Origin of the sequence: Streptomyces sp. BBFR102 (assembly GCF_051397025.1) — a bacterium.
Classification (GTDB): Bacteria; Actinomycetota; Actinomycetes; order Streptomycetales; family Streptomycetaceae; genus Streptomyces.
Genome location: NZ_CP195757.1, coordinates 5,151,411 through 5,173,923, shown reverse-complemented (window position 1 = coordinate 5,173,923; position 22,513 = coordinate 5,151,411). Strand labels below are relative to the sequence as shown.

The window sequence follows — 22,513 nt, the reverse complement described above, 5'->3', positions numbered from 1 at the left end:
TGGTCGGGCGCACCGGGGCCGTTCAGTAAACGCCAGCGGGGGCCGACGCGCCAGCGGGCGGGGCGAATTCGCCGCTGTTGGTACTGTTGCCGCCCCTTCGGCACCCCGGATTCCCCTCCGCCCCGCCCGCCCGCGCGTTCCCGTGCGGTATGCAGGACGCGTGGAGACGAGAGCGCGGACACCCGGCGGGCCCGGGGAGGAGTCCGGGGGCGAGGTGGCCGGACTGGTGCTGGCGGCCGGGGGCGGTCGGCGGCTGGGCGGCCGACCGAAGGCGCTGCTGGAGTACGGCGGCCGTCCGCTGGTGGAGCACGCGGCGGCGGCACTGCGGGCGGGCGGCGTCGCCTGCGTGCACGTGGTGCTGGGCGCGTCGGCACGGGCGGTACGGGACCGCGCGGAGCTGCCCGGTTGCGTCACGGTGGAGAACCCGGGGTGGGCGAGTGGCATGGGCTCGTCCCTGCGCGCCGGGCTCACCTCACTGGCCGGCTCCGGGGCGGGCGCCGCCCTGGTCTGCCTGGTGGACCAGCCCGGCGTCGGCGCGGCGGCGCTGGCCCGGGTGCGGGCGGCGTACCGGGGCCCCGGCACGCTGGCGGCGGCCGGCTACGCGGGACGGCGCGGCCATCCGGTGCTCCTCGGGTCGGCGCACTGGGCGGGTGTGGCGGCCGGGGCCGAGGGCGATCGGGGCGCGCGGGACTATCTGCGCGCCCACGCGGACGCCCTCACGCTGGTGGAGTGCGGGGACGTCGCCGAGGCGTACGACATCGACACCCCGGACGACCTGTGGCGGCTGGGCGGCGCGTAGCCCGTACCCGTCGCTCGGGGTCAGCCCCGGCCGGCGAGGGCCGCTCGGACCTTGTCCGGGGTGAGGGGCAGGGAGCGGAAGCGGACGCCGGTGGCGTGGTGGGCGGCGTTGCCGACGGCCGCCGCCATGCCGACGATGCCGATCTCCCCGATGCCCTTGCCGCCGACCGGGTTGAGGTGCGGGTCCGCCTCCTCGGTCCAGCCGGCGTCGATGGCGGGCGGCGCCGGCACGTCGGCGCTGACGGGGACGTGGTAGGCGGCGAGGTCGCGCTCGGCGAAGCCGCCGAAGGCCGGGTCCAGGGTGCTGTGCTCGGTGAGAGCCATGCCGATCCCCATCACCATGCCGCCGAGGAACTGGGAGCGGGCGGTGCGCGCGTTGAGGATGCGCCCGGCCGCGAAGTGTCCGTAGGCGCGCAGCACCCGGACCTCTCCGGTGTCGGTGTCGACGCGGACCTCCGCGAAGTGGGCGCCGAACGCGTGCCGGGCGTACGGCGACCCGGCCTCGACCGCCTCGGTGGTGTCGGCCTCCTCGGTGAGCCCCTCCGGCGGCGGTTCCGGGCGTCCGGCCAGGCGCCCGGCCAGCGCGGCGCACGCCTCGTGGACGGCCCAGCCCCAGGAGGCGGTCCCCGAGGAGCCGCCGGCCAGCGGCGCGCGTGGCAGGTCGCTGTCGCCGATCTCGACCCGGACCCGGTCGCCGGGGGCGCCGAGGGCGTCGGCGGCGATCTGGCCGAGCACGGTGCGGGCGCCGGTGCCGATGTCGGTGGCGTTGACCCGCACCAGGTAGTCCCCGCCGGGCAGCGCGGTGGCGGTGGCGCGGCACGGGGAGACCAGGACGGGGTAGGTGGCGGCGGCGACGCCGGTGCCGGTCAGGCAGGGCCCGTCGCGCCGCACGCCGGGGCGCGGGTCGCGGTCCTGCCAGCCGAAGCGGCGGGCCCCCTCGCGCAGGCACTCCACCAGGTGGCGGCTGCTGAACGGGCGGCCGCTGTCGGGCTCGTCGGCGGGCTCGTTGCGTACCCGCAGTTCCACCGGGTCCAGTCCGGTCCGCTCGGCGAGTTCGTCCATCGCCGACTCCAGGGCGTACATGCCGGGCGCCTCGCCGGGGGCGCGCATCCAGGAGGGGCTGGCCACGTCGAGCGGGACGACCTCGTGGACGGTACTGCTGTGCGGCGAGCCGTACATGACGCGGGCGGGGACGGCGGCCTGCTCCACGAACTCCTTGATGCGGGAGGTGTGGGTGAGCGCCGTGTGCTCGACGGAGAGGAGGATGCCGTCCGGGTCGGCGCCGAGCCGCACCCGGTGCAGGGTGGGGGCCCGGTGGCCGACGGTGGCGGGCAGGTCGCGGCGGGGCAGGGCGAGGGTGACGGGGCGCCCGGTGTGGCGGGCGGCGAGCGCGGCGAGGACCACGTGCGGGCGCGGGGTGCCCTTCGAGCCGAAGCCGCCGCCGACGTGCGCGGAGGTGACGGTGATCCGCTCCTCGGGGAGTCCGAAGACCTGGGCGAGGGCGGCGCGGACGGCGGTGCTGCCCTGGCTGGAGTCGTGCACCGTGAGGTGGCCGCCGTCCCAGGAGGCGGTGGCGGCGTGCGGCTCCATCGGGTGGTTGTGCAGCGGCGGCACGTCGTAAGCGGCGTCGACGCGGATGGGCGCGCCGGCGAAGGCACCCGGCGCGTCGCCGCGTTCGCGGACCGCCGGGTGACCGCCGTTGGCCTCCTGGGGCACGTACCGTTCCGGGTGGTCGCGGGTGAGGGTGACCTCGTGCGGCCGGGTGTCGTAGTGGACGCGTACGGCCTGGGCGCCCGCACGGGCCGCCTCCAGGGTCTCGGCCACGACGAGGGCGACGATCCAGCCCCGGTGCGGGACGTCGGCGCCCCGGAGGACGTCGAGCGTCGGGTCGTCGGCAGGGGTGCGCGGCTCGGTGTTCGCGGCGGTGAGGACGGCGAGTACGCCGGGCAGCGCGAGCGCGCCGTCGGCCTCCACCGAGCGGACGCTCCCGGCGGCGACGGTGGCGGGCACCGGCCAGGCGTGGGCACGTCCGGCCGGGGCGAACTCGGCGGCGTACCGCGCGGCACCGGTGACCTTGTCCCGGCCTTCGCGGCGCGGAACGCCCGTACCCAGTTCCGAGGTGGTGTCGGTCATCTCAGCGGACTTCCTTGGGGAGGGCCTACGGCCGGGTGAGGCCGAGCAGGACGGTGCGGGCCAGGTCGCGGGCGAGGCCGACCTTGAAGACGTTGTCGCGCAGCGGTTCGGCGGCGGCCAGCTCCGCGTCCAGCGCGGCGGTCACCCGCTCCTCGGTGAGCGCCCGCCCGGCCAGTTCCGCCTCGGCCCGCCAGGCCCGCCACGGCCGGGGCGCCACCCCGCCGAAGGCGATCCGCACCTGCTCGGCGGCGCCGTCGGCCCGCTGGGTGAGCTGGGCTGCCACGGAGACCAGCGCGAAGGCGTACGAGGCCCGGTCGCGCACCTTGCGGTAGGTGGACCGGGCGCCCTTGGGGGGCGCGGGGAGCCGTACGGCGGTGACCAGTTCGCCGGGCTCCAGCACCGTGTCCCGCTCGGGCAGTTCGCCGGGGAGCCGGTGGAACTCGGTGACCGGGACGAGGCGTTGTCCCGCCGGCCCGGTGGTCTCCACCCCGGCGTCGGCCGCCGCCAGCGCGACCGCCAGGTCGGAGGGGTGGGTGGCGACGCAGGCGGGCGAGTGGCCGAGCACGGCGTGGTCGCGGTGGACACCCGCGCGGGCCGCGCACCCGGTGCCGGGTTCCCGCTTGTTGCAGGGCATGGAGAGGTCCTGGAAGTAGACGCACCGGGTCCGCTGGAGCAGGTTGCCGCCGGTGGTGGCGGCGTTGCGCAGCTGCCCGGAGGCGCCGGCGAGCAGCGCCTCGCTGACGGCGGGGTGGCGGGCGCGGACCACGGGGTGGGCGGCGAGGTCGCTGTTGCGCACCAGCGCCCCGATCCGCAGCGCGCCGTCCGCCTCCTCCCCCACGGTGTCCATGGGCAGCCGGGTGATGTCCACCAGGGTGTCGGGCGTCTCCACCCCGTGCTTCATCAGGTCGACCAGGTTGGTCCCGCCCGCGAGGTAGCGCGAGCCGGCCCGGCCGCCGTGGGCGCGGGCGGCCTCCCCGGCGTCGGCGGCCCGGACGTAGGTGAAGGTCCGCATCAGCTCAGGTCCCGTACGGCATCGACGATGTTCGGATAGGCCCCGCAGCGGCAGAGGTTGCCGCTGAGCCGCTCGCGGATCTCGTCACCGGTGAGCGGTACCGGCTCCCTCGGCGGATGGCCGGGGTCGGTGGCGGCCGAGGGGTGCCCGCACGCCGCCTCCTCCAGCACCCCGACCGCCGAGCAGAGCTGGCCGGGTGTGCAGTACCCGCACTGGAAGGCGTCCCGTTCCAGGAAGGCGCGCTGCACCGGATGCAGCCGGTCGCCCTCCCCCAGCCCTTCCACCGTGGTGACTCGCGCCCCGTCGAGCGCCACCGCGAGCAGCAGGCAGCTGTTGACCCGCCGCCCGTCGACCAGCACGGTGCAGGCACCGCACTGTCCGTGGTCGCACCCCTTCTTGGACCCGGTCAGCCCGAGCGGCTCCCGCAGCACGTCCAGCAGCGCGGCCCGGTTGTCCAGAGTCAGCTCGTACCGCTCCCCGTTGACGTGCAGCGTGACGGACGACGTGTACCCGGCCTCCAGCGATCCCGGCCATCCGGCAGACACAAGGCCGGCCCCTTCCTCGACGACGGCGTGCCCCTCCACCCTCGTCCACCCCGCCCCGCCCCGCCCGCTGGACAGCCCGAACGTGTGGTGCTCAGCCAGAACGGCCCGGCCGTGGACAGCCCGGCCGACGCTTGATGCCGAGGACCCCCAGCAAGTCCACCCACCACCTGCCGTGTCCCTCCATGACAGCCAGACCCATTGAACTTCCACTATGAGGAAACTAGTATCCATTGACCAGCGCCGCCGCCACGAAGGACAGCCCACCGAGAGCCCCGTCTCCCCCTTGGTGCCCAGTGCCGCCGCCCACCCCGGCAGCCCCGCCGAGGGCTCCCCGAGGACCGGTCCCGCCAGGGCCCCCACGCTGAAGGAAGTGACAGTCATGTCCGCACCCGCGTACCCGTCCGCGACACCGGTCACCGTCGACGCCGAGCCCCTCCCCCGCCAGGAGGAAGTCCTCACGGACGAGGCGCTCGCCTTCCTCGGCGAACTCCACCACCGCTTCACCCCCCGCCGGAACGACCTCCTGGCCCGCCGCGCCGTGCGCCGCGCCGAGATCGCCCGCACCTCGACGCTCGACTTCCTCCCCGAGACCGCGCCGGTCCGCGAGGACGACTCCTGGCGCGTCGCCGAGGCCCCGCCGGCGCTGACCGACCGCCGGGTCGAGATCACCGGCCCCACCGACCGCAAGATGACGGTCAACGCCCTCAACTCCGGCGCCCGCGTGTGGCTCGCCGACTTCGAGGACGCCTCCGCGCCCACCTGGGAGAACGTCGTCCAGGGGCAGATCAACCTCATCGACGCCTACGAGCGCCGCATCGACTTCACCGACGAGCGCACCGGCAAGTCGTACGCCCTGAAGCCGCAGGAGGAGCTGGCCACCGTCGTCGTCCGCCCGCGCGGCTGGCACCTGGACGAGCGTCACCTGCGCGCCGCCGACGGCACCCCGCTGCCCGGCGCCCTGGCCGACTTCGGCCTGTACTTCTTCCACAACGCCCGGCGCCTGACCGGCCTGGGCAAGGGCCCGTACTTCTACCTGCCGAAGACCGAGTCGCACCTGGAAGCCCGCCTCTGGAACGAGGTCTTCGCCTTCGCCCAGGAGTACGTGGGCATCCCGCACGGCACGATCCGCGCCACGGTCCTCATCGAGACCATCACCGCCGCGTACGAGATGGAGGAGATCCTCTACGAACTGCGCGACCACGCCTCCGGGCTGAACGCGGGTCGCTGGGACTACCTCTTCTCCATCGTCAAGAACTTCCGTGACGGCGGCCGCACGTTCGTCCTGCCGGACCGCAACGCGGTGACGATGACCGCGCCGTTCATGCGCGCCTACACCGAACTGCTGGTCCGCACCTGCCACAAGCGGGGCGCGCACGCCATCGGCGGCATGGCCGCGTTCATCCCCTCGCGCCGCGACGCCGCGGTGAACAAGGTGGCGTTCGCCAAGGTCAAGGACGACAAGGACCGCGAGGCCCGGGACGGCTTCGACGGCTCCTGGGTCGCCCACCCCGACCTGGTGCCGATCGCCCTGGAGTCCTTCGACGCCGTCCTCGGCGAGAAGCCCCACCAGAAGGACCGGCTCCGCGAGGACGTCTCGGTGGCCGCCGGTGACCTCATCGCCGTCGACTCCCTCGACGCCGTGCCCACCTTCGAGGGCCTGCGCAACGCCGTCCAGGTCGGCATCCGCTACATCGAGGCGTGGCTGCGCGGCCTGGGCGCCGTCGCCATCTTCCACCTGATGGAGGACGCGGCCACCGCCGAGATCTCCCGCTCGCAGATCTGGCAGTGGATCAACGCCGGTGTCGAGGTGGAGCGCGACGGCGCCGCCGTCCTGGTCACCCGTGAGCTGGCCCGCGAGGTGGCGGCCGAGGAACTGGCCGCGATCCGCGCCGAGATCGGCGCGGAGGCGTTCACCGCCGGCCGCTGGCAGCAGGCCCACGACCTGCTGCTGACCGTCTCCCTCGACGAGGACTACGCCGACTTCCTGACGCTGCCCGCCTACGAGCAGTTGACCGGCTGACCTGCCCCGCGTCCGCCCTGTGCCCCGGCGCCGACCGCCGGGGCGCAGCCGTGTCCGCCTCAGCCCAGGTGCCGCGACCAGTCCGGCGCCGCGTCCGGCTTGCCGTGCAGATCCGGTACGTGCTGGAGCCAGGCGGGGCGGCCCGCCCGGGTGGCCGCGGCCCGCTCGGCGTCGGCCTCGGCGAGCTGCCGGGCCGAGGGGAACTCCAGCGGCAGCCACTGCTCGGAGACGGCGGCCCGCTCCGCGAGCTGCCGGGCGTACGCCTCGCGCAGCGCGTCCGGCGAGGAGAAGCCCGGCTCGTCCGCCAGCCAGGCGTCGGGGACGAGCGCGGTGACCTCGCGGAGCAGGTCGAGGGTGACCCGGGGTGCCAGTTCCGCGTCGGCCTCGGCGACCTGCGGGGCGTACCCGCCGAGGGCGTGGTGGCGGAAGTCGTACCGCCTGGCGACCGCCCCGGCGGCGCTGTCCCACCGGTGGTGGAAGACGAGGGCCGCCCCGTGGTCGATCAGCCAGAGCCGCCGGGGCGAACGCGGTGTCCCGGCCGGGGGCCAGATCATCAGGTTGGTGCTGTGCACGGTCCGGTCGACGTTGGCCGTCAGCGCGTCCAGCCACACCACCCGGCCGGCCTCCACCGGGTCCACCTCCAGGTCACCCGGCTGGAAGTCCACCGCCCCCGGCAGCAGGTCCATGCCGAGGTTGAGCCCCGCGCTGGCCCGCACCAGGTCCTGCACCTCCTGATGCGGCTCGTCCCGCGCCACCGCCGGGTCGAAGTCGACCAGCACCAGTTCCGGCACCCGGAACCCGAGCCGCCGCGCCAGCTCCCCCACCACGATCTCGGCCACCAACGCCTTGCGCCCCTGCGCAGCTCCGGTGAACTTGACCACGTACGTTCCCAGGTCGTCGGCCTCCACGACACCGGGGACGGAGCCGCCGGCGGCCAGGGGCTGCACGTAGCGCGTGGCGGTGACTGCTGTCAGCATTCCGCCAGGCTATACGGCCCCGCCACGGGAGATCCACGGTCCCGGGGAAGGGCCCCGCCGGCACGCTCCGCCCGGCTCAGCCCTCGTCGACCGCCATCTCGCCGAGCAGCGACCAGTCGCCCTGGGGCACGTTCGCGTTGACGATCCTGGGTGTCGCGGCGAGGTGGGGCGGCAGGGTCTGCCGGGCCGCCTTGAAGTGCGCCGAGCCCACGTGGGCCGCACCGGCCTCGTCGTCCCGGAAGGCTTCCACCAGAACGTATTCCGTCGGGTCCTCCAGGCTGCGGGACCAGTCGAACCACAGGCAACCGGGCTCGGCGCGTGTCGCGCGGGTGAACTCGTCCACCACCTCCGGCCAGCGGTCGGCGTGTTCGGGGAGGACACGGAACTTCGCGGTGATGAAGATCAAGGGGGCTACTTCCTTCGTCGTTCGTCGTTCGTCGTTCGGGCGCGGGCCCCTCGGCCCGCGGACGCGGCTGCCGTCCAGGACGTCCACGGCGTCCGGGAAGCGGTCGGGAGGGTGCCCGGCGGTGTGCAAGCGTACGCGGCCGGGCTCGGCGGAGGTCGTCAGGGCACACGTGGTGAGGCATGCCCCCCTTCCGCTCGGAGCGCCCGCCTCGAACCGCACAAGACCATCGTCCTCATCGCCCACGACCTCGACGAGGCGATGCGCCTCGGCGACCGCGTCACGGTCGGGCGTGACGGGCCCCTCGTGCAGAACGGCACTGCGGAAGGCGCCCTCGTCCGACCGGAGAACGACTACGTCGCCCAGTTCATCCAGGACCCCAGGCCGTCCGCCCAGCTCCCTTCGGCAGGGCGAGCACCGTCGGGGCGTGATTACATGCCGCGATGGAACAAGAGGTCGTCCCCCCGTCGGCAGAAGCCCCCGGTTGCCGGGTCCGGCAGCGTGCGGGCTCCGAAGTCGACGCCTGTGTGGAGGCGTTGGCCGAGGTCCACGAGCGCGACGGCTACCCGCAGAAGTGGCCCGAGGACCCCGGCGCCTGGCTGACGCCGCCCTCACTCCTCGCCGCCTGGGTGGCCGAGCGGGACGGAGCGGTCGTCGGCCACGTCGCCCTGACCGAGGGCGGGGCACAGGACCGGGCGCCGGAGCACTGGAGCCCTCGCAGCGGTGCGCCCGCCGGAACGGCCGCGGTGGTCAGCCGCCTGTTCGTCTCGCCCGCGGCGCGCGGCCACGGGGTGGGGGCGCTGCTGATGGAGCGTGTCGCGGACGAGGCCCGGCGGCGCGGCCTCCACCCGGTTCTGGACGTCCTGACCTCCGACGCCTCGGCCATCGCCCTCTACGAGAGCCTGGGATGGACCCGGCTGGCCACGGTCGACCAGCGCTGGGGCCCGGACCAGACGGTGACGGTGCACTGCTACGCCGCGCCGGCCGCTCCCGGACCGGCGCGGGCGGACGTCACTCGACGGAGTCGGTGAAGAGGCGGCGGACCGGCCCGGCGGTCCGCCGCGGGCCGTCAACCGTTCCGGCGCCGATCACGGCTTCGGCGAGGAAGCTCTCCCGGTCCGCCGTCACCACGCGGAAGCCCTCGGCCACGTAGCCGTCCGCCGCCCCGGAAATCCGCTGGAGCTCCTCCACGGAGGCAGAACCGGCCGAGGTGCCGACGCGGCGGCCTCGAAGGCGAGCACAGCCGGCAGCCCGGTGTCACCGGCGGCCACGCCCACCGGCGCCCCACTCGGGCGGCGCGGTCAGGAACGGCCGCACCTCCAGCCACGCGTGGATCGGCTGCCGCCCGCCCCGGGGGCGGCGGACAGCTCCCCGGCCAGCTCGACGGTGCGGTCGTCACTTCCGACGTCGATGGCCATCCACCCGGCGATGAGGTCCTTGGTCTCCGCGAAAGGCCCGTCGGCGGGCGCCCCTCACCGCCGTACCGGACCCACGCCCCTTCGGGGGCGAGCGCCTGGGCGTCGACGAATTCGCCCGTCTCCTTCAGCCGTTCGGCGAAGTCGTTCATGTACCGCAGGTGCGCCGCGACCTCCTCCGGCGTCCACCGGTCCATCGGCACGTCGTTGACGGAGACCGGCGCTCCCCGGTAGTGCTTCAGGAGCAGGTACGTGGCCACGGTGTGTCTCTCCTCGGTGTGCGGGGCGGCCCCATTCCGGCCGCCCTCTCGCCGGGGACGGAGCGGGACACGGCGTCTCGGCATCCGCCGGGAAGTCTTCTTCGGGTACGCGGACCGGCGCCGGGGCGCGGCCTACCTGCCGTGGCCCCCCGGTTCGAGGACGTCCCGCCGGCCGGGGCCGTCGGCCTCGTCCCAGCGGACGGTGAGCGGGTGGTGCAGGTCGAAGGCGGGGGACTCGCTGCGGATGCGCGGCAGGGTGACGAAGTTGTGGCGGGGAGGCGGGCAGGAGGTGGCCCACTCCAGCGACCGGCCGAACCCCCAGGGGTCGTCCTCCTGGACGCGCTCGCCGGTCTGGGCGGTCTTCCAGACGTTGTAGAGGAAGGGGAGGGTGGAGGCGCCCAGCAGGAGGGCGCCGATGGTGGAGGTGGTGTTGAGCGCGGTGAAGCCGTCGGCGGCGAGGTAGTCCGGATAGCGGCGGGGCATTCCTTCGGCGCCGAGCCAGTGCTGCACCAGGAAGGTCAGGTGGAATCCGACGAAGAGCGCCCAGAAGTGCATGGTGCCGATGCGTTCGTCGAGCATCTTGCCGGTCATCTTGGGCCACCAGAAGTAGAAGCCGGCGAACATCGCGAAGACGACCGTGCCGAAGACCACGTAATGGAAGTGGGCGACGACGAAGTAGCTGTCGGTGACGTGGAAGTCGAGCGGCGGGGAGGCGAGGACGACACCCGTCAGCCCGCCGAAGAGGAAAGTGACGAGGAATCCGACCGACCAGAGCATGGGTGTCTCGAAGGAGAGCGAGCCGTGCCACATGGTGCCGATCCAGTTGAAGAACTTGACGCCCGTGGGCACCGCGATGAGGAAGCTGAGGAAGGAGAAGAACGGCAGCAGTACGGCGCCGGTGGCGAACATGTGGTGGGCCCAGACGGTCACCGAGAGAGCGGTGATGGCGAGGGTGGCACCGACGAGCCCGATGTACCCGAAGACCGGTTTCCGGGAGAACACCGGGAGGATCTCCGTGACGATGCCGAAGAACGGGAGCGCGATGATGTAGACCTCGGGGTGGCCGAAGAACCAGAACAGGTGCTGCCAGAGGAGCGCACCGCCGTTCTCCGGGGCGAAGACCACGGCGCCGAACCGCCGGTCCGCCTCCAGCACCAGCAGGGAGGCGGCCAGGACGGGGAAGGCGAACAGGACGAGCACCGAGGTCAGCAGGGTGTTCCAGGTGAAGATCGGCATCCGGAACATCGTCATCCCGGGGGCACGCATGACGATGATGGTCGTGATGAAGTTGACCGCGCCCAGGATGGTGCCGAACCCGGAGAGGGCCAGCCCCATGATCCACAGGTCGCCGCCGATCGACGGCGAGCGCTCGGCGCTGTTCAGCGGGGAATAGGCCGTCCACCCGAAATCCGCCGCGCCGTCCGGGGTCAGCAGGCTGCCGAGCACGATGAGCCCGCCGAAGAGGAACAGCCAGTACGAGAACATGTTCAGGCGCGGGAAGGCCACATCCGGAGCGCCGATCTGCAACGGCATGATGACGTTGGAGAAGCCGATGAAGGTCGGGGTGGCGAAGAGCAGCAGCATGATCGTGCCGTGCATCGTGAACGCCTGGTTGTACTGCTCGTTGGAGACGAGCTGCATTCCCGGGCGGGCGAGTTCCAGGCGGATCAGCATCGCCATCAGGCCGGCGGCGAGGAAGAAGGCGAACGAGGTGATGAGATAGAGCTTGCCGATCTTCTTGTGATCGGTCGTCGTCAGCCAGCCGATCACCGCGTTTCCCGGCCGCCGCCGGACCGGCTCGACGGTCGGGGGTTCCGTGATGGACGAAGTCATGCGGACCTCACTGACGCCGAACCGGGCAGGGGGCGGCGGTAGGGGATCCCGCCTGTTCACCCCGCTAGATATAACCAGCCGTGCCGCCTGATTCCGCGCATCCGCGCCCGCCGGAAGTGGCGAAGTGGAACGGACCGCCGCCCACACCCTCACGCCCGTCTTCGCGCCTTCCGCTCGGAGGGCGAACTCCCCGACCAGCGTGGGCCGGAAGGCCGTCCGCCCCCCGCGAGGCGAAGAGGGCGCGGTCCATGGCCGAAGGAGACTCGCGCGGCGTGCGGTCGAGAGGGCCGGACGCCCGGGCCCCGATGAGCCCGCCGGGCTCCTCCGCCACCTGTCCGAACTCCCCGGTGGCCCCCCAGGCTCAATGCCGGTCAGCCAACTCGCCTTAGCCAGAGGGTGGTTTTCAGAGAATCGGACGCGTTCCGGCCGATCTGGCCAGGTCCGCGCCGGTGGCCGCCTTCGCCCTGGTCCCGGTCTTCGCCCCGCGCGTCGAAGCCCGGGGCGGACACGGCCTGCCGGCGGCGGGGACGCCTCGTCGGACCGCTCCCCGGCAGCGGTCCGGCCGGTCTACCCTGGCGGCGCGGTCGGCGCCAAGCGGGCCGCCACGGACCACCCCGAAGGGACATGCCTGTGATCGTCGTCGCCGGTGAGGCTCTGATCGACCTGGTGCCGCAGCAGCGGGGCGACGCCCTGTCGCCGCTGCGGCCGGTGCGCGGCGGGGGTCCGTACAACACCGCCGTGGCGCTGGCCCGGCTGGGCGGTGCGGCCTCCTTCTGCTCCCGCGTCTCCACCGACGCCTTCGGAACCTCGCTGCTGGAGCGGCTGGCCGAGGAGGGCGTCGGTACCGGCTTCGTCCAGCGCGGCCCGGAGCCGACCACGCTGACCGTCGCCACGGTCGCAGCGGACGGCTCCGCCTCGTACGCCTTCTACACCGACGGCACCGCCGACCGCCTCTTCGCCCTGCCGCCCGCCCTGCCGGAGCGGACCCGGGCCGTCTCCTTCGGCACCTGCTCGCTGGTGCTGGAACCCGGGGCGAGCGCCTACGCGGAGCTGATGCGGCGCGAGGCCGGACGCGGCGTGTTCATCTCCCTGGACCCCAACATCCGTCCCGGGCTGATCCCCGACGCGGACGCCTACCGCTCCCGCTTCCGCGCCTGGCTCCCGTACGTCTCCCTGCTCAAGCTGAGCGAGGAGGACGCCGCCTGGCTCGGACTCGACCTGCCGGAACTGGCCGCGGCGGGGCCAGCCGCCGTCGTCCTGACCCGGGGCGGCGACGGCCTGACCGTCCGTACCCGGGAAGGCGCCGAGTACGCCGTTCCCGGCGAGAAGGTCGAGGTGGTCGACACGATCGGCGCGGGCGACACGGTCAACGCCGCCCTCCTCCACGCCCTTTGCGCCCGCGACCTGCTGGTCCCGGGGGCGCTGGCGGGGCCGGGCGCGGACGACTGGGCCGAGATCCTCGCCTTCGCCGCCCGCGCGGCGGCCGTCACCTGCTCGCGGGCGGGTGCGGAGCCGCCGTACGGGCGAGAGGTGTCGGAGTTCGCCACGCCGTGAGCCCGGGGCCGGAATCGTTCGTTCCCGGCCGCCGGGCCGTCCGTGGCCACCGCCCGCCTCCTCGCGTTCCGGCACCATGAGCGCGGCGGCACCGGGCCGCCGCGGACAAGGGGGTGCCCGATGGCGGGCGGAACGAGCGGTGCGGTGGATTCCGTCGCGGTGATCGGGGGTTCGATCGCCGGGTGTGCGGCGGCGGTGGTACTGCACCGCGCGGGGGCGCGGCGCGTCGTGGTCCACGAGCGGGCCACGGCGGAGCTGGCGGACCGGGGGGTGGGGGTCGCGGTGCACACCGAGCGGTGTGCCGAACTCCTCGCCGCCGGGCTGCTGGACGAGGCCGTGCCCTGGGAGCCGATGCGGGTGCGGCACTGGTACGTGCGGGACGGGTCCAGCGCCCTCGGGCGGGTGGTGGGATCGCAGCCCCTCCCCTTCCGGGCGTACGGCTGGGGGCATCTGTGGCAGGCGCTGCGGGCGCGGGTGCCCCGGGAGGTGGAGTTCCGTACCGGGAGCGTCGTACGGGCAATCGCCGCCGGGCCGGACGGCGTGGCCGTGCGCGGCACCGGGGGCGAGGAGCGGTACGCGGCCGTGGTCGGCGCCGACGGGCACGCGTCCCTGGTCCGGGACCACCTCCACCCGGGCCTCACCCCGAGCCCCGCCGGATATCCCGCCTGGCGCGGCGCGTGCCCGGAGGAACGGCTGCGCGGGCTCGGCGACCGGGCCGACGGCGTCTGCGCGTACGTCGTCTTCGACGGCGGGCACATGGTCGTCTACCGCATCCCGGACGGCCGTGGCGGGCGGCTCGTCAACTGGGTCCTCTACGCGACGGTCCCGGGCGCCATGGCCGCCTCCCGCACCCTCGACGCGGCCCACCGGGAACGGCTCGACGAGATCACCGACGAGCTGCTGCCGCCGTTCTGGGGCGAGTTGATCCGCCGCACCGGCCCGGACTCCGTCTTCCTCCAACGGCTGTACGACGTGACGGCGCCCCGGTACTCCTCGGGCCGCCTGCTGCTGCTCGGCGACGCCGCCACGGTGGCCCGCCCGCACACCGGGGCGGGCGCGGTCAAGGCGCTCCAGGACGTGGCCGTGCTGGAGTCCTCGCTCGCCGGGGCCGGCAGCTGGGCGTCGGCCGCCGGGGCGTACGACGCGGCCCGGGCACCGGTCGGCCGGGCCATGACGGCGCTCGGGCGGCGGCTGGGGCGCGGCCTGGTCGAGGCCACCCCCGCCTGGCGCGCCCAGGACGGGGCGGCGCTGGACTCCTGGTGGGAGGAGCTGGCGGGGCAGGGCGGGTTCGGTGGTCGCGAGCTGGCGCGCTGAGCGGGCCCGCCCCTCAGGGGTGCGCGCGGAATCCGGCGGACCTGTCGAGCGGGAAGGGGGAGCCCGGCCGGGTGGGGTCCCAGCCCCGCTCCCGGGCCTCCCGGATGCCGGCGGCGACGTGCTCCGGGCGCAGGGGCCACGCCTTGGCGGCCAACCAGTTGCCGGGGTGGGCCCGGTCCGTGGTGACGACCAGGGGTGGTGCCCGGCCGCCGGCCGCCTCCGGCCGCCTCGACGGCGTAGGTCAGCGGGGTCCGGCAGAGTCCCTGCGCGTAGGTGGGCCTGCGCCGAACCCGCCAGCGGTACGCGATCCCGTCGACGACGATGCGCCGGGACCCCTTCCTGTTCAACGCCGTGGTTCCCCCTCCGCTCGCTCGTGGCGGATTCCGTCGGACGGTAGCGCAGGCGGCCGGTCCGTCGCCGGGATATTCCCAGCTGTCGACCGGGACGGTCCTCGTTGTCAGTGCGGCCCGGCACTCTGGAGGTGGGCGTGCGGAGGTGCGCGCCGACGGGAGGTGCGGATCGTGGTGAAACCGGTGACGGGGGCGCAGCAGCGGATCATCGAGGCGGCCGAGCCGGGCACGGGGCGGTTGTCGGGGACCGCCGCGCAGTTGGACGGCCTGGTGCGGCGTGGCCTCGCCTTCCGCCATCCGAGGCCGCCGCACGCCTGCTTCCTGACCCCGGCGGGGCACCGGCTGCGGGAGGGGGACGTGCCTGTCTCACCCTCCCCCGGCCAGAGTGAACGGCCCGTGGAGAACCGAGGTTTCCGGGCGCGTACCGGGGCCCAGGAGGACCCGCCGGGCGGGGCGGCGCGGCTGCGGGAGGCGCGGGCGGCCTGGTCGGGGATGCGGGAGCTGCGCCGGATGACGCGGGCCGACGGGGCGACGGACCGGCTCTGCGGCTGGGAGCGGCGCCATCTGGTGCGGGCGGCGGCGCTGGCCCTGGAGGCGGCCGGGTTCCCGCCCGCCTCCGAGGAGATCGGCGGGTACACGGTCCGCGAGACGCCGCAGCCGGACGCGGTCCAGGTCAGGCCGGTGGGTGGCACCCCGCCCGACCGGGTGGACGAGGCATGGTCACGGACGCTGACCGAGGCCGGCTGGCAGGTCAGCCACCACCAGGAAGCCCGTCCGCCGGGACCGTACCTGCTGGCCTCGCCTCGGCGGGACTGAGGGATGGCGTGGAGCCGGGGGCGGTGTTCGGCGATTGGGGGGGCGCGGCCATCCCCCTTCACCGATCTTCTTGCTCCGGAGATGGGTTGACCGAGGTAACGCGCGGGGAAGCCGGCGCTCTGCGGCCGGGGTCATCGACTTCCGCCCCGGCGCGCCGGGGGGCGCCGGGGCGGAACCGGAGGGTGCGCCCGCAACCAGCCTGGCACCGAACTGGGCTGCCTCTGCGGGGCGTTGAGGGCGGCGGCGAGGGGCGGCGACTCGCATCGGGGGCCGGCGGCCGGTTCACCCGGGCGTGGCACGGGCGGCCGACGGGGACCGACCCCTGCGGGACGCCCAGGACGACAAGCGCGACCGCGCCCACTGCGGTCCGGCGGCGCTACGGGGCAGAAGGGGCGGGCCCGGGGGCCGACCGCCGAGGCCGGGGGCTCTCGCACGGCCACACCTGTGTGATCGGCGCCGCTCGGCGCGCCCTTCTCCGAGGGGCGAGCCCGGGCCCGCGCCACCGGCGTGGAAAACTGCGGCTGTACGGGGACACGTACGGGAGCGAGGGGTGAAGCGGGTGGGCGGCGAGATGACGGCGGACGGTATCGACGCGGGACGGTCTCGGCGGCAACTGGCCCTGATCGGCGAGGCGTTGGAGGCGGCTCGGCGGACCGGGGCAGAGCTGTGGCTGCGCGGCGGCTGGGCGATGGACTTCACGCTGGGGCGTATCACCCGCGACCACAGCGATGTCGACTGGTTCACCTGGGCGGACGGGGCGGACGTCCTCGCGCGGGAGCTGGTCCGGCTCGGATACACCGAAGTACCCGGCCCGCCACCGAGATTGCAGCGCGATCTCGCCAAGGACGGGCTGGAGAGCAGTTTCACCCTGATCGACCGGGACCACCTCGGCCGGGTCGTGGTGGCCGGAGGTCCGTGGGCCGGGACGCCGTGGCCGCAGGACCTGTTGGACGGCGGCCCGGGACGGATCGGTGCGCTGAGCTGCCCGGTGGTGGCGCCGCGCGCCCAGATCGAGATCAAGCGGCTGATGCCGGAGTGGGACCCCTCGCTCCCCCGGCGGGAGAAGGACCGGGCGGACATCGCCTTGCTGGAGCGGCACTTGGCGCCGTAGCGACGGGCACGCCCGCAGTGTGGCGCAGGGCGGGCCACCGGCGGCGGGTGCGCTCGGCCGGGGCGCTGGCCGTGCCCGTGGCGTGTCGAGCCGCCGACCCGGCCCGAGGGCCCACGCCTGTGCCGCCAGCCGGAGCGGGGCGGGGAATCGGCCGCCTCCAGCGCGCGGAAGGAGCTGGTCGGTGTCCGTCGCTCCACGCCGACGTCGACCATGCCCGGTCGACAGCCCGTCGCCTCACCGGTTCGGGCGGCCGTCCGCGGGGTGACCGGCGCGGGGCAGCACTGCGCCCCTCCCCCGGCCGGGGTCCAGGGGGTCAGCCGCCTGCGGCGATCCTCGCCAGGCGCTGGGCCGCCGCTCGCGTGGAGCGGGCGACGGCGTCCTCGTCCACCGTGGTGAGGTGGCCGTCCTCCACGACGGTCCGGCCGCCGACGAGGGAGAGGGTCACGGGGGCCGGCGCGCCGAGGACCAGGGCGGTCACCGGGTCGGCGATGGAGGCGTGCGCGAGGGTGTCCATCCGCCACAGCACCAGGTCGGCGAGTTTGCCCGGCTCCAGGGAACCGGTCTGGTCTCCTCGGCCCAGGACGCGCGCCCCGCCGTGGGTGCCGAGCCGCAGCGCCTGACGTGCGGTCAGCGCGGCCTCACGGTGCGGGCCGAGGCGGTTGACCAGCAGCGCGTTGCGCAGCTCGGTGTGGAGTTCGCCGGACTCGTTGGAGGCGGTGCCGTCCACGCCGAGGCCGACCGGTACACCGGCGGCGAGCAGGTCGGGGACGCGGGCGATTCCGGCGGCGAGGCGGGCGTTGGAGGACGGGCAGTGGGCGACGCCGGTACCGGTGCGGGCGAAGGTGTCGATGTCGGCGTCGTTCATGTGGACGCAGTGCGCCATCCACACGTCCTCGCCGAGCCAGCCGGTGGAGGCGAAGTAGTCGGTGGGACCCATGCCGAACAGTTCCTTGCAGAACTGCTCCTCCTCGGCGGTCTCCGAGCCGTGCGTGTGCAGGCGGACGCCCTTGCGGCGGGCGAGTTCGGCGCTTCGGCGCATGAGTTCGGTGGAGACGGAGAAGGGCGAGCAGGGCGCGACGGCGATCTGCGTCATCGCGTCGAAGGAGGCGTCGTGGTACCGGTCGACGGTCTCCTCGGTGGCGGCGAGCGCCCCGTCCAGGCTCTCCACGGCGAAGTCCGGGGGCAGCCCGCCGTCCTTCTCGCCCCGGTCCATGGAGCCGCGCGCCAGGGTGAGCCGGACGCCTGTCTCGGCGGCGGCGCGGATGATCGCGCCGGAGAGGTCGCCGGAGCCGCGCGGGAAGACGTAGTGGTGGTCCATGGCGGTGGTCACGCCGCCGCGGGCCATCATGGCGAGCGAGCCCTGGGCCGCCGCGTAGGTCATCGGCTCGTCGATCCGCGCCCAGGTGGGGTAGAGGGCGACGAGCCAGTCGAAGAGCTTGTGGTCGGTGGCCAGGCCCCGGGTGATCCACTGGTAGAAGTGGTGATGGGTGTTGACCAGGCCGGGGGTGACCAGGTGCCCGGTGGCGTCGATGCGGCGGGTGACGCCGGGCAGCCCCTCGGGCGCCGGGCCCGCGCCGACCGCTTCGACACGGCCGCCGGCGACGACCACGTGCCCGTGGGCGTACTCCACGCCGGCGGCGTCGACGGTGGCGATGTGGGCGTTCTCGATGACCAGGCGGTCCGCGCCGTCCGCGGTGCCGGGGGTTGCCGGTGCTGCCATGGTGAGTCCTTCGGCGATCAGTGTCGGGTACGGCGGGACCCTGGGGATGCCGGGGCCGGCCCGGGCGGGTGTGCCCCGGGTGCCGAGAGGGGGCCGGTGCGGGCGGGCCCCGGTCCGCACGGCGGGGTCGGCCCACCCGGCGCTCAGGGGGTGCCGCCGCTCAGAGGTTGGTCAGGTCTTCCGCTATGCGCGGCTCGCAGCCCTCGCGCAGCACGGTGGCCTCGATCAGGCCGTAGGGCCGGTCTGCGGCGACGTAGACCTCGTTGTCGTTGCTGAGGCCGAAGGGCTCCAGGTCGACGAGGAAGTGATGCTTGTTGGGCAGGGAGAAGCGGACCTCGTCGATCTCCGCTCGGTGGTCGATGATGCGCGCGCCCATCTCGTACAGCGTCTGCTGGAGGGAGAGCGAGTACGTCTGCGCGAACGCCTCCAGCAGGTGCTTCCTGACCTGCTGGTAGGAGGTCTCCCACGGCGGCATGCGCTCCTCGCCGTCGGTCCAGTTGAACCGCCAGCGGGCGGCGACCTGGGTGGCGAGGATGCGGTCGTACGCCTCGGGGAGCGTCGTGTACCCGTCCTTGGCGTACCCCCAGAACTCCGAGTCGGTGGAGTTCATGACGACGAGGTCCTTGAGACCGGAGACGACCTCCCACCGCCCGCCGTCGTAGGTGACCTGGGTCAGGCGGGTCTCCTGGCCCCGGCGGACGAAGGAGTGCTCGGCCGCGTCGGCGCCGGAGGCGGGGATGCGCTCCCAGGCGTACTCCTCGATGCGGATGCGCGCCCGGTGGATGGGCTCCTGGCTGGTGACGAAGTGGCGGGCCAGGTGGATGCCGAACTGCTCGGCCGACTCGATGCCGTGTTCCTTGGCGAAGGCGTACACGGTGTTCTTGGTGGTGTCGGTCGGCAGGACGTTGGCGTTGGAGCCGCGGTAGTGGACCTCCTCCATGTCGCCGGAGAGGGCGACGGAGACGTTGAGGTCCTTGATGTGGTGGGTCGCGCCTTCGCGGGTGATCTTGACGACGCGGTTCTCGGCCTTGCCGTACTGGTTCCGGCCGAGCATCACCGGGCGGCCGGGCTGGGATCGGACGGTCATCTGTCTGCTAGCTCCCTCGGTAGACGGAGTAGCCGAACGGGCTGAGCAGCAGCGGTACGTGGTGGTGCTCGCCCGGTGTGACGGCGAAGGTGATCGTCACCTCGGGGAAGAAGGCACCGCCGCCCCTCACGCGGGGGGCGTTCTGCCGCGCGTCGGCTCGCTTCTCCGGTTCTGTGCCGTCGGCCGCGAAGTACGCCTCGGTGCCGAAGTCGAGCCGTACGTGGGCCGTCCTGGCCGGCAGCGCCGGCAGGTCCTTGCAACGCCCGTCCCCGTCGGTACGGGAGGCGCCGAGCTCTGCCCAGGGCGCCCCGGCACCGGTCCGCGCGCTCAGGGTGACCCGCACCCCTTCGGCGGGCCGGCCGACGCCGGTGTCCAGGACGTGGGTGGAGACCGAGGCGGTGGTGTCGGTGCTCATGCGTGCTCCTCCTCAGGCGGGCGCGTCCGCACGCGGCTCCGCCAGGAGGCGGCCGAGCCGGATGCGGTTGATCTTCACCAGTTCGCTCCGGGCGTTCTCGCGCTCGTGTTCCGGCGTGTTCTCCAGCCGGGTGGCGAGCGCGTCGCGAAGCTGCTTCCCGTCGAGGCCGGTGGCGCAGATCAGGAAGACGTGGCCGAACCGCTCCTGGTAGGCGAGGTTCAGCTCCAGCATCTCGGCCTTCAGCCCCTCGGCGGCGTCGGCCATGCCGCGCTGCTCCCGCGAGGAGGCGGGATCGCCCGGCTTGGGCCGGCCGATCGGCGGGTGTCCGTCCATGGCCTGGTCGAGGCCCTGGTCGTCGAGGCGGGCCAGGGCCTCGTCGCTCGCGGCGTAGAGCGCTTCGGGGGTGGTGTAGGGGCGGCCCTCGGCGAGGGCGACGGCCCAGTCGCGGGCGGCGCAGACCTCGGCGAGGGCGGTGGCGGCGGCTTCACGGGGCAGGGCGTTGAACTGGGCGAGGCCCACGCCGTCCTGAGGCCCGGACGCAGGCGGCGAACTCGTGGTCACAGGAGCCTCCGTTGCCTTGTGCTGGACGGGCTGCGGACAGCTAACGCCGCCCATGAGCCGGCGTCAACACTTTGTTGAAACAAGGCTGTGAACTCATTCCCTGCCCACTCGGCCGACCGGCCACGCGAAAGCCGCCGCCCGGACGGGGGCGGCGGCGGTTGCCGCGGAGTGCGCGGGAGTGCGCGCGGCGCTCTTTCAGCGGCCTTCGGAACGGTTCACGTAGTTGTAGACGGTGAAGCGGGAGACGCCCAGGGCGCCCGCGACGGTCTCCACGCCGTGGCGGACGCAGAAGGCGCCGCGCGCCTCCAGGGAGCGGACGACGGTCTGCTTGGTCCTGCGGTCGAGTTCCGCGAGCGGGCGGCCGTGCTTGCGCTCCAGGGCGGCGAGGATCTGGTCGAGCGAGTCGCTGAGCTGCGGCAGGCGCACGGCGACGACCTCACGCCCCTCCCAGGAGAGGACCACGTCGTCCTCTCCGGCCCGGGCCAACGGCAGCAGCGCGCCCCCCATCGCGTCGACCAGCGGCTTGACGGCGGCCACGAACGGCTCGTCCGCGACGGTGTCCCCCGCGACCGGCCCGTCCGCGCTCACCGGTCGTCCTCGACGACGTTGACCTGGAGGGAGACACGGGTGGCGCCGGAGGCGAGCGTCTCGCGGAGCAGGGCGCCGACGGCGCCGAGGACCTGGTCGGCGCCGCCCTCGGCGGTGTTGCCGAACGGGCCGACGTCCACCGCGTCGAGCTGGGCCGAGGAGATCACCTCGCGGGCGACCAACGCGTGCGGGGGCGCCTCGTCCAGGTCGAACGGTTCTGTCGTGAATTCCACTCGCAGTCGCATCGCGCCCCTGTCCGCCGCTCTCCCCCGGCCTGGCCTTCCCTCCCGCGCCCGGCCCCGCCCGACCCTAACGGACCCGGGCGGCGCCCGGATTCCGGCGAGGTGGACGCCTGCTTCCCCCAGTACGGGGAGCATGGGTCTCCCCCCGGGCCACGCCCCTCAGCGGTTCGACGTGGACCTCTCGATCCTCGTCACCGGACCGCCGCTCCCGGAGCGTCCCGCCGCAGCCCGGCCGGGCTGCTCCCCTCGCCCGGGCTCGTACCGCCGACTGCAGCAGACCCCGGTTTCGCCGTACACCTGCAACAGACCGGCGACGGCGTTCTGACCGCCGTACGCCTCACCGCCGAGGACCTCCCCGCCTGAGGGCGCCCGAGGCACCCCTCCCCAGCGCTCCGGCGCGGGAGGACATCAGCAGGGGGCGGCCACCGCACCGCACCCGCCCCCTCAAGCCCCGCACCATGCCGACGCGGACCCCGCTGCCGCCCGGGCCCGATTCGCGGTTCCCGCAGTGTGCCGGAGGAGCGCGACGGGCGGAACCGGCCGGGGCGGCGGCGCGGCCCCGGGCAACACGGCCGAACTCCGGTGCCAAGGCGGCCTCCTGAGGCACGATGGGCCGTCGGCCGACTCGGCGAGGGGAGCCTGCGATGCCCGACCGCGTTCCGGTGCGGTGCCCGGTCTGCCGCCGCGACCACCGGTACGCGCCGACCGCGTACCCGTGCTGGTGCGGTGCGCCCGTGGTGGCGCCCCCTGCGCTCGGGGCGCCGGTGCGACCCCTGGTGCACCGGGTCTGGGAGGACTCCTGGGTCACCGTGCGGTGCGGGGCGTGCGGGCGCCAGGACCGGTGGCCGCAGCCCGAACTGGACTGCGACTGCGGGGCGGTGCTGGCCCTGCCCGTCCTGTCCGTACCGCAGGCGGCCGGGCGCACGGAGCCGGAGGCGGCCCGGCACGGGTCGGCACCGGCCTGGGACCCGGTGGCGCTGGCGGTGCACTGGCTCAATCGACTGGGCCACCGCGAGGTGCGGCGGATGGACCGGCGAGGGAGCAGCGCGGTGGGCCTGCGGGCCGGCGGTGTGCTGGCCGAGGTGGAGACGGCGGCCGGGCCGGTCGGCTCCCGGGCGGTGGAGTGCCTGTGGCTGAGCGGGCTGGCGGCGGGGCTGCCGGCCGTGCACTTCGCGTGGAGCGGCTACACGGCCGGGGCCAGGCAGCGGGCCGAGGGGATCGGGCTGGCCCTCTTCGTCCTGGACGTGAGCGGTGCCGCCCGACCGGTCAGCCCGGCGGCGGGGGAACTGGCCCGGGGTGCGGGCGGCGGGGCGTGAGCGGGCCCCGGACGCGGGCGGTCAGGCACCGCGCGTCCGGGGC

At 74.4% G+C, this 22,513-nt stretch carries 21 protein-coding genes and 3 pseudogenes; 9 read left to right on the top strand and 15 right to left on the bottom strand.

From position 1 onward, the window contains the following. Positions 1 to 223: 223 nt before the first annotated feature. Entirely contained in the window at positions 224 to 799 is a 576-nt protein-coding gene (locus ACSLIC_RS22870) for a nucleotidyltransferase family protein (RefSeq protein WP_436740453.1), read from the top strand. Positions 800 to 819: 20 nt separating this feature from the next. On the opposite strand, the gene ACSLIC_RS22865 is transcribed toward ACSLIC_RS22870, so the two are convergent. The 3 genes from ACSLIC_RS22865 to ACSLIC_RS22855 are packed head-to-tail and all read right to left on the bottom strand — an operon-like array spanning position 820 to position 4,488. Continuing rightward, complete coding sequence (locus tag ACSLIC_RS22865) at positions 820 to 2,931, bottom strand: xanthine dehydrogenase family protein molybdopterin-binding subunit (protein ID WP_436739579.1); 2,112 nt, start codon at positions 2,929 to 2,931, stop codon at positions 820 to 822. Positions 2,932 to 2,956: 25 nt separating this feature from the next. Further along, positions 2,957 to 3,943 (bottom strand): FAD binding domain-containing protein, encoded by a 987-nt coding sequence (locus ACSLIC_RS22860; RefSeq protein WP_436739578.1) that lies wholly within the window; start codon positions 3,941 to 3,943, stop codon positions 2,957 to 2,959. After that, on the bottom strand, positions 3,943 to 4,488 hold the full coding sequence (locus tag ACSLIC_RS22855) for a 2Fe-2S iron-sulfur cluster-binding protein (protein WP_436739577.1): 546 nt from the start codon (positions 4,486 to 4,488) through the stop codon (positions 3,943 to 3,945). Before ACSLIC_RS22855 ends, ACSLIC_RS22860 begins: the two co-directional genes overlap by 1 nt. A gap of 379 nt (positions 4,489 to 4,867) precedes the next feature. Between ACSLIC_RS22855 and aceB the strand changes: the two genes are divergently transcribed. Beyond that, complete coding sequence (gene aceB, locus ACSLIC_RS22850; protein ID WP_436739576.1) at positions 4,868 to 6,508, top strand: malate synthase A; 1,641 nt, start codon at positions 4,868 to 4,870, stop codon at positions 6,506 to 6,508. A gap of 59 nt (positions 6,509 to 6,567) precedes the next feature. Here aceB and ACSLIC_RS22845 read toward each other — a convergent pair whose 3' ends face one another. Continuing rightward, complete coding sequence (locus ACSLIC_RS22845) at positions 6,568 to 7,485, bottom strand: HipA family kinase (RefSeq protein WP_436739575.1); 918 nt, start codon at positions 7,483 to 7,485, stop codon at positions 6,568 to 6,570. A 76-nt stretch (positions 7,486 to 7,561) separates the two neighbouring features. Next, complete coding sequence (locus ACSLIC_RS22840) at positions 7,562 to 7,891, bottom strand: putative quinol monooxygenase (protein WP_436739574.1); 330 nt, start codon at positions 7,889 to 7,891, stop codon at positions 7,562 to 7,564. Positions 7,892 to 8,110: 219 nt separating this feature from the next. On the opposite strand from ACSLIC_RS22840, the pseudogene ACSLIC_RS22835 reads away from it, so the two are divergent. After that, positions 8,111 to 8,273: pseudogene (locus tag ACSLIC_RS22835) on the top strand (glycine/betaine ABC transporter ATP-binding protein); the annotation flags it as partial. Between the two features lie 58 nt (positions 8,274 to 8,331). Further along, positions 8,332 to 8,919: a GNAT family N-acetyltransferase gene (locus ACSLIC_RS22830; protein WP_436739573.1), complete on the top strand. Its 588-nt coding sequence runs from the start codon at positions 8,332 to 8,334 to the stop codon at positions 8,917 to 8,919. On the opposite strand, the gene ACSLIC_RS22825 is transcribed toward ACSLIC_RS22830, so the two are convergent. From ACSLIC_RS22825 to ctaD, 3 genes and pseudogenes are all read right to left on the bottom strand, one after another. Then, complete coding sequence (locus ACSLIC_RS22825; protein WP_436739572.1) at positions 8,900 to 9,079, bottom strand: hypothetical protein; 180 nt, start codon at positions 9,077 to 9,079, stop codon at positions 8,900 to 8,902. The genes ACSLIC_RS22830 and ACSLIC_RS22825 overlap by 20 nt on opposite strands. A gap of 66 nt (positions 9,080 to 9,145) precedes the next feature. Beyond that, positions 9,146 to 9,563 (bottom strand): annotated as a pseudogene (locus ACSLIC_RS22820) (YciI family protein). 132 nt (positions 9,564 to 9,695) lie between these two features. Beyond that, positions 9,696 to 11,396 (bottom strand): aa3-type cytochrome oxidase subunit I, encoded by a 1,701-nt coding sequence (gene ctaD, locus ACSLIC_RS22815; protein WP_436739571.1) that lies wholly within the window; start codon positions 11,394 to 11,396, stop codon positions 9,696 to 9,698. A gap of 630 nt (positions 11,397 to 12,026) precedes the next feature. On the opposite strand from ctaD, the gene ACSLIC_RS22810 reads away from it, so the two are divergent. Then, positions 12,027 to 12,950 (top strand): carbohydrate kinase family protein, encoded by a 924-nt coding sequence (locus tag ACSLIC_RS22810; protein WP_436740452.1) that lies wholly within the window; start codon positions 12,027 to 12,029, stop codon positions 12,948 to 12,950. Between the two features lie 120 nt (positions 12,951 to 13,070). Continuing rightward, positions 13,071 to 14,264, top strand: a complete 1,194-nt coding sequence (locus tag ACSLIC_RS22805) for an FAD-dependent monooxygenase (protein ID WP_436739570.1) — start codon at positions 13,071 to 13,073, stop codon at positions 14,262 to 14,264. 13 nt (positions 14,265 to 14,277) lie between these two features. Here ACSLIC_RS22805 and ACSLIC_RS22800 read toward each other — a convergent pair. Then, positions 14,278 to 14,611: pseudogene (locus ACSLIC_RS22800) on the bottom strand (hypothetical protein). A 174-nt stretch (positions 14,612 to 14,785) separates the two neighbouring features. Here ACSLIC_RS22800 and ACSLIC_RS22795 point away from each other — a divergent pair. Next, positions 14,786 to 15,430: a hypothetical protein gene (locus ACSLIC_RS22795; RefSeq protein WP_436739569.1), complete on the top strand. Its 645-nt coding sequence runs from the start codon at positions 14,786 to 14,788 to the stop codon at positions 15,428 to 15,430. 550 nt (positions 15,431 to 15,980) lie between these two features. Beyond that, the gene (locus tag ACSLIC_RS22790; protein ID WP_436739568.1) at positions 15,981 to 16,541 is read left to right on the top strand and encodes a nucleotidyltransferase domain-containing protein; all 561 of its coding nucleotides are present in this window, start codon (positions 15,981 to 15,983) and stop codon (positions 16,539 to 16,541) included. Between the two features lie 313 nt (positions 16,542 to 16,854). On the opposite strand, the gene ACSLIC_RS22785 is transcribed toward ACSLIC_RS22790, so the two are convergent. The 6 genes from ACSLIC_RS22785 to ACSLIC_RS22760 form a co-directional block, all read right to left on the bottom strand. Beyond that, on the bottom strand, positions 16,855 to 18,261 hold the full coding sequence (locus tag ACSLIC_RS22785) for an 8-oxoguanine deaminase (RefSeq protein ID WP_436739567.1): 1,407 nt from the start codon (positions 18,259 to 18,261) through the stop codon (positions 16,855 to 16,857). 160 nt (positions 18,262 to 18,421) lie between these two features. Beyond that, the gene (gene pucL / locus ACSLIC_RS22780; protein ID WP_436739566.1) at positions 18,422 to 19,348 is read right to left on the bottom strand and encodes a factor-independent urate hydroxylase; all 927 of its coding nucleotides are present in this window, start codon (positions 19,346 to 19,348) and stop codon (positions 18,422 to 18,424) included. Between the two features lie 7 nt (positions 19,349 to 19,355). Continuing rightward, on the bottom strand, positions 19,356 to 19,763 hold the full coding sequence (uraH, locus tag ACSLIC_RS22775; protein WP_436739565.1) for a hydroxyisourate hydrolase: 408 nt from the start codon (positions 19,761 to 19,763) through the stop codon (positions 19,356 to 19,358). Positions 19,764 to 19,775: 12 nt separating this feature from the next. Next, complete coding sequence (gene uraD, locus ACSLIC_RS22770) at positions 19,776 to 20,324, bottom strand: 2-oxo-4-hydroxy-4-carboxy-5-ureidoimidazoline decarboxylase (protein ID WP_436739564.1); 549 nt, start codon at positions 20,322 to 20,324, stop codon at positions 19,776 to 19,778. A 195-nt stretch (positions 20,325 to 20,519) separates the two neighbouring features. Then, entirely contained in the window at positions 20,520 to 20,912 is a 393-nt protein-coding gene (locus tag ACSLIC_RS22765) for a helix-turn-helix domain-containing protein (RefSeq protein ID WP_436739563.1), read from the bottom strand. Then, a complete protein-coding gene (locus tag ACSLIC_RS22760) occupies positions 20,909 to 21,157 on the bottom strand; it encodes a hypothetical protein (RefSeq protein ID WP_436739562.1) in 249 nt (82 codons plus the stop codon). The genes ACSLIC_RS22765 and ACSLIC_RS22760 overlap by 4 nt, the downstream gene beginning before the upstream one ends. Positions 21,158 to 21,798: 641 nt before the next feature. Here ACSLIC_RS22760 and ACSLIC_RS22755 point away from each other — a divergent pair. Next, entirely contained in the window at positions 21,799 to 22,470 is a 672-nt protein-coding gene (locus tag ACSLIC_RS22755) for a hypothetical protein (RefSeq protein ID WP_436739561.1), read from the top strand. The last annotated feature ends 43 nt before the right edge of the window (positions 22,471 to 22,513 follow it).

Bases quoted from the DNA above. Each gene is read 5' to 3' on its own strand.
- ACSLIC_RS22865 (WP_436739579.1), bottom strand. From the start codon at position 2,931: ATGACCGACACCACCTCGGAACTGGGTACGGGCGTTCCGCGCCGCGAA.
- ACSLIC_RS22860 (WP_436739578.1), bottom strand. From the start codon at position 3,943: ATGCGGACCTTCACCTACGTCCGGGCCGCCGACGCCGGGGAGGCCGCC.
- aceB (WP_436739576.1), top strand. From the start codon at position 4,868: ATGTCCGCACCCGCGTACCCGTCCGCGACACCGGTCACCGTCGACGCC.
- ACSLIC_RS22845 (WP_436739575.1), bottom strand. From the start codon at position 7,485: ATGCTGACAGCAGTCACCGCCACGCGCTACGTGCAGCCCCTGGCCGCC.
- ACSLIC_RS22830 (WP_436739573.1), top strand. From the start codon at position 8,332: ATGGAACAAGAGGTCGTCCCCCCGTCGGCAGAAGCCCCCGGTTGCCGG.
- ctaD (WP_436739571.1), bottom strand. From the start codon at position 11,396: ATGACTTCGTCCATCACGGAACCCCCGACCGTCGAGCCGGTCCGGCGG.
- ACSLIC_RS22805 (WP_436739570.1), top strand. From the start codon at position 13,071: ATGGCGGGCGGAACGAGCGGTGCGGTGGATTCCGTCGCGGTGATCGGG.
- ACSLIC_RS22785 (WP_436739567.1), bottom strand. From the start codon at position 18,261: ATGGCAGCACCGGCAACCCCCGGCACCGCGGACGGCGCGGACCGCCTG.
- pucL (WP_436739566.1), bottom strand. From the start codon at position 19,348: ATGACCGTCCGATCCCAGCCCGGCCGCCCGGTGATGCTCGGCCGGAAC.
- uraH (WP_436739565.1), bottom strand. From the start codon at position 19,763: ATGAGCACCGACACCACCGCCTCGGTCTCCACCCACGTCCTGGACACC.
- ACSLIC_RS22760 (WP_436739562.1), bottom strand. From the start codon at position 21,157: ATGCGACTGCGAGTGGAATTCACGACAGAACCGTTCGACCTGGACGAG.
- ACSLIC_RS22755 (WP_436739561.1), top strand. From the start codon at position 21,799: ATGCCCGACCGCGTTCCGGTGCGGTGCCCGGTCTGCCGCCGCGACCAC.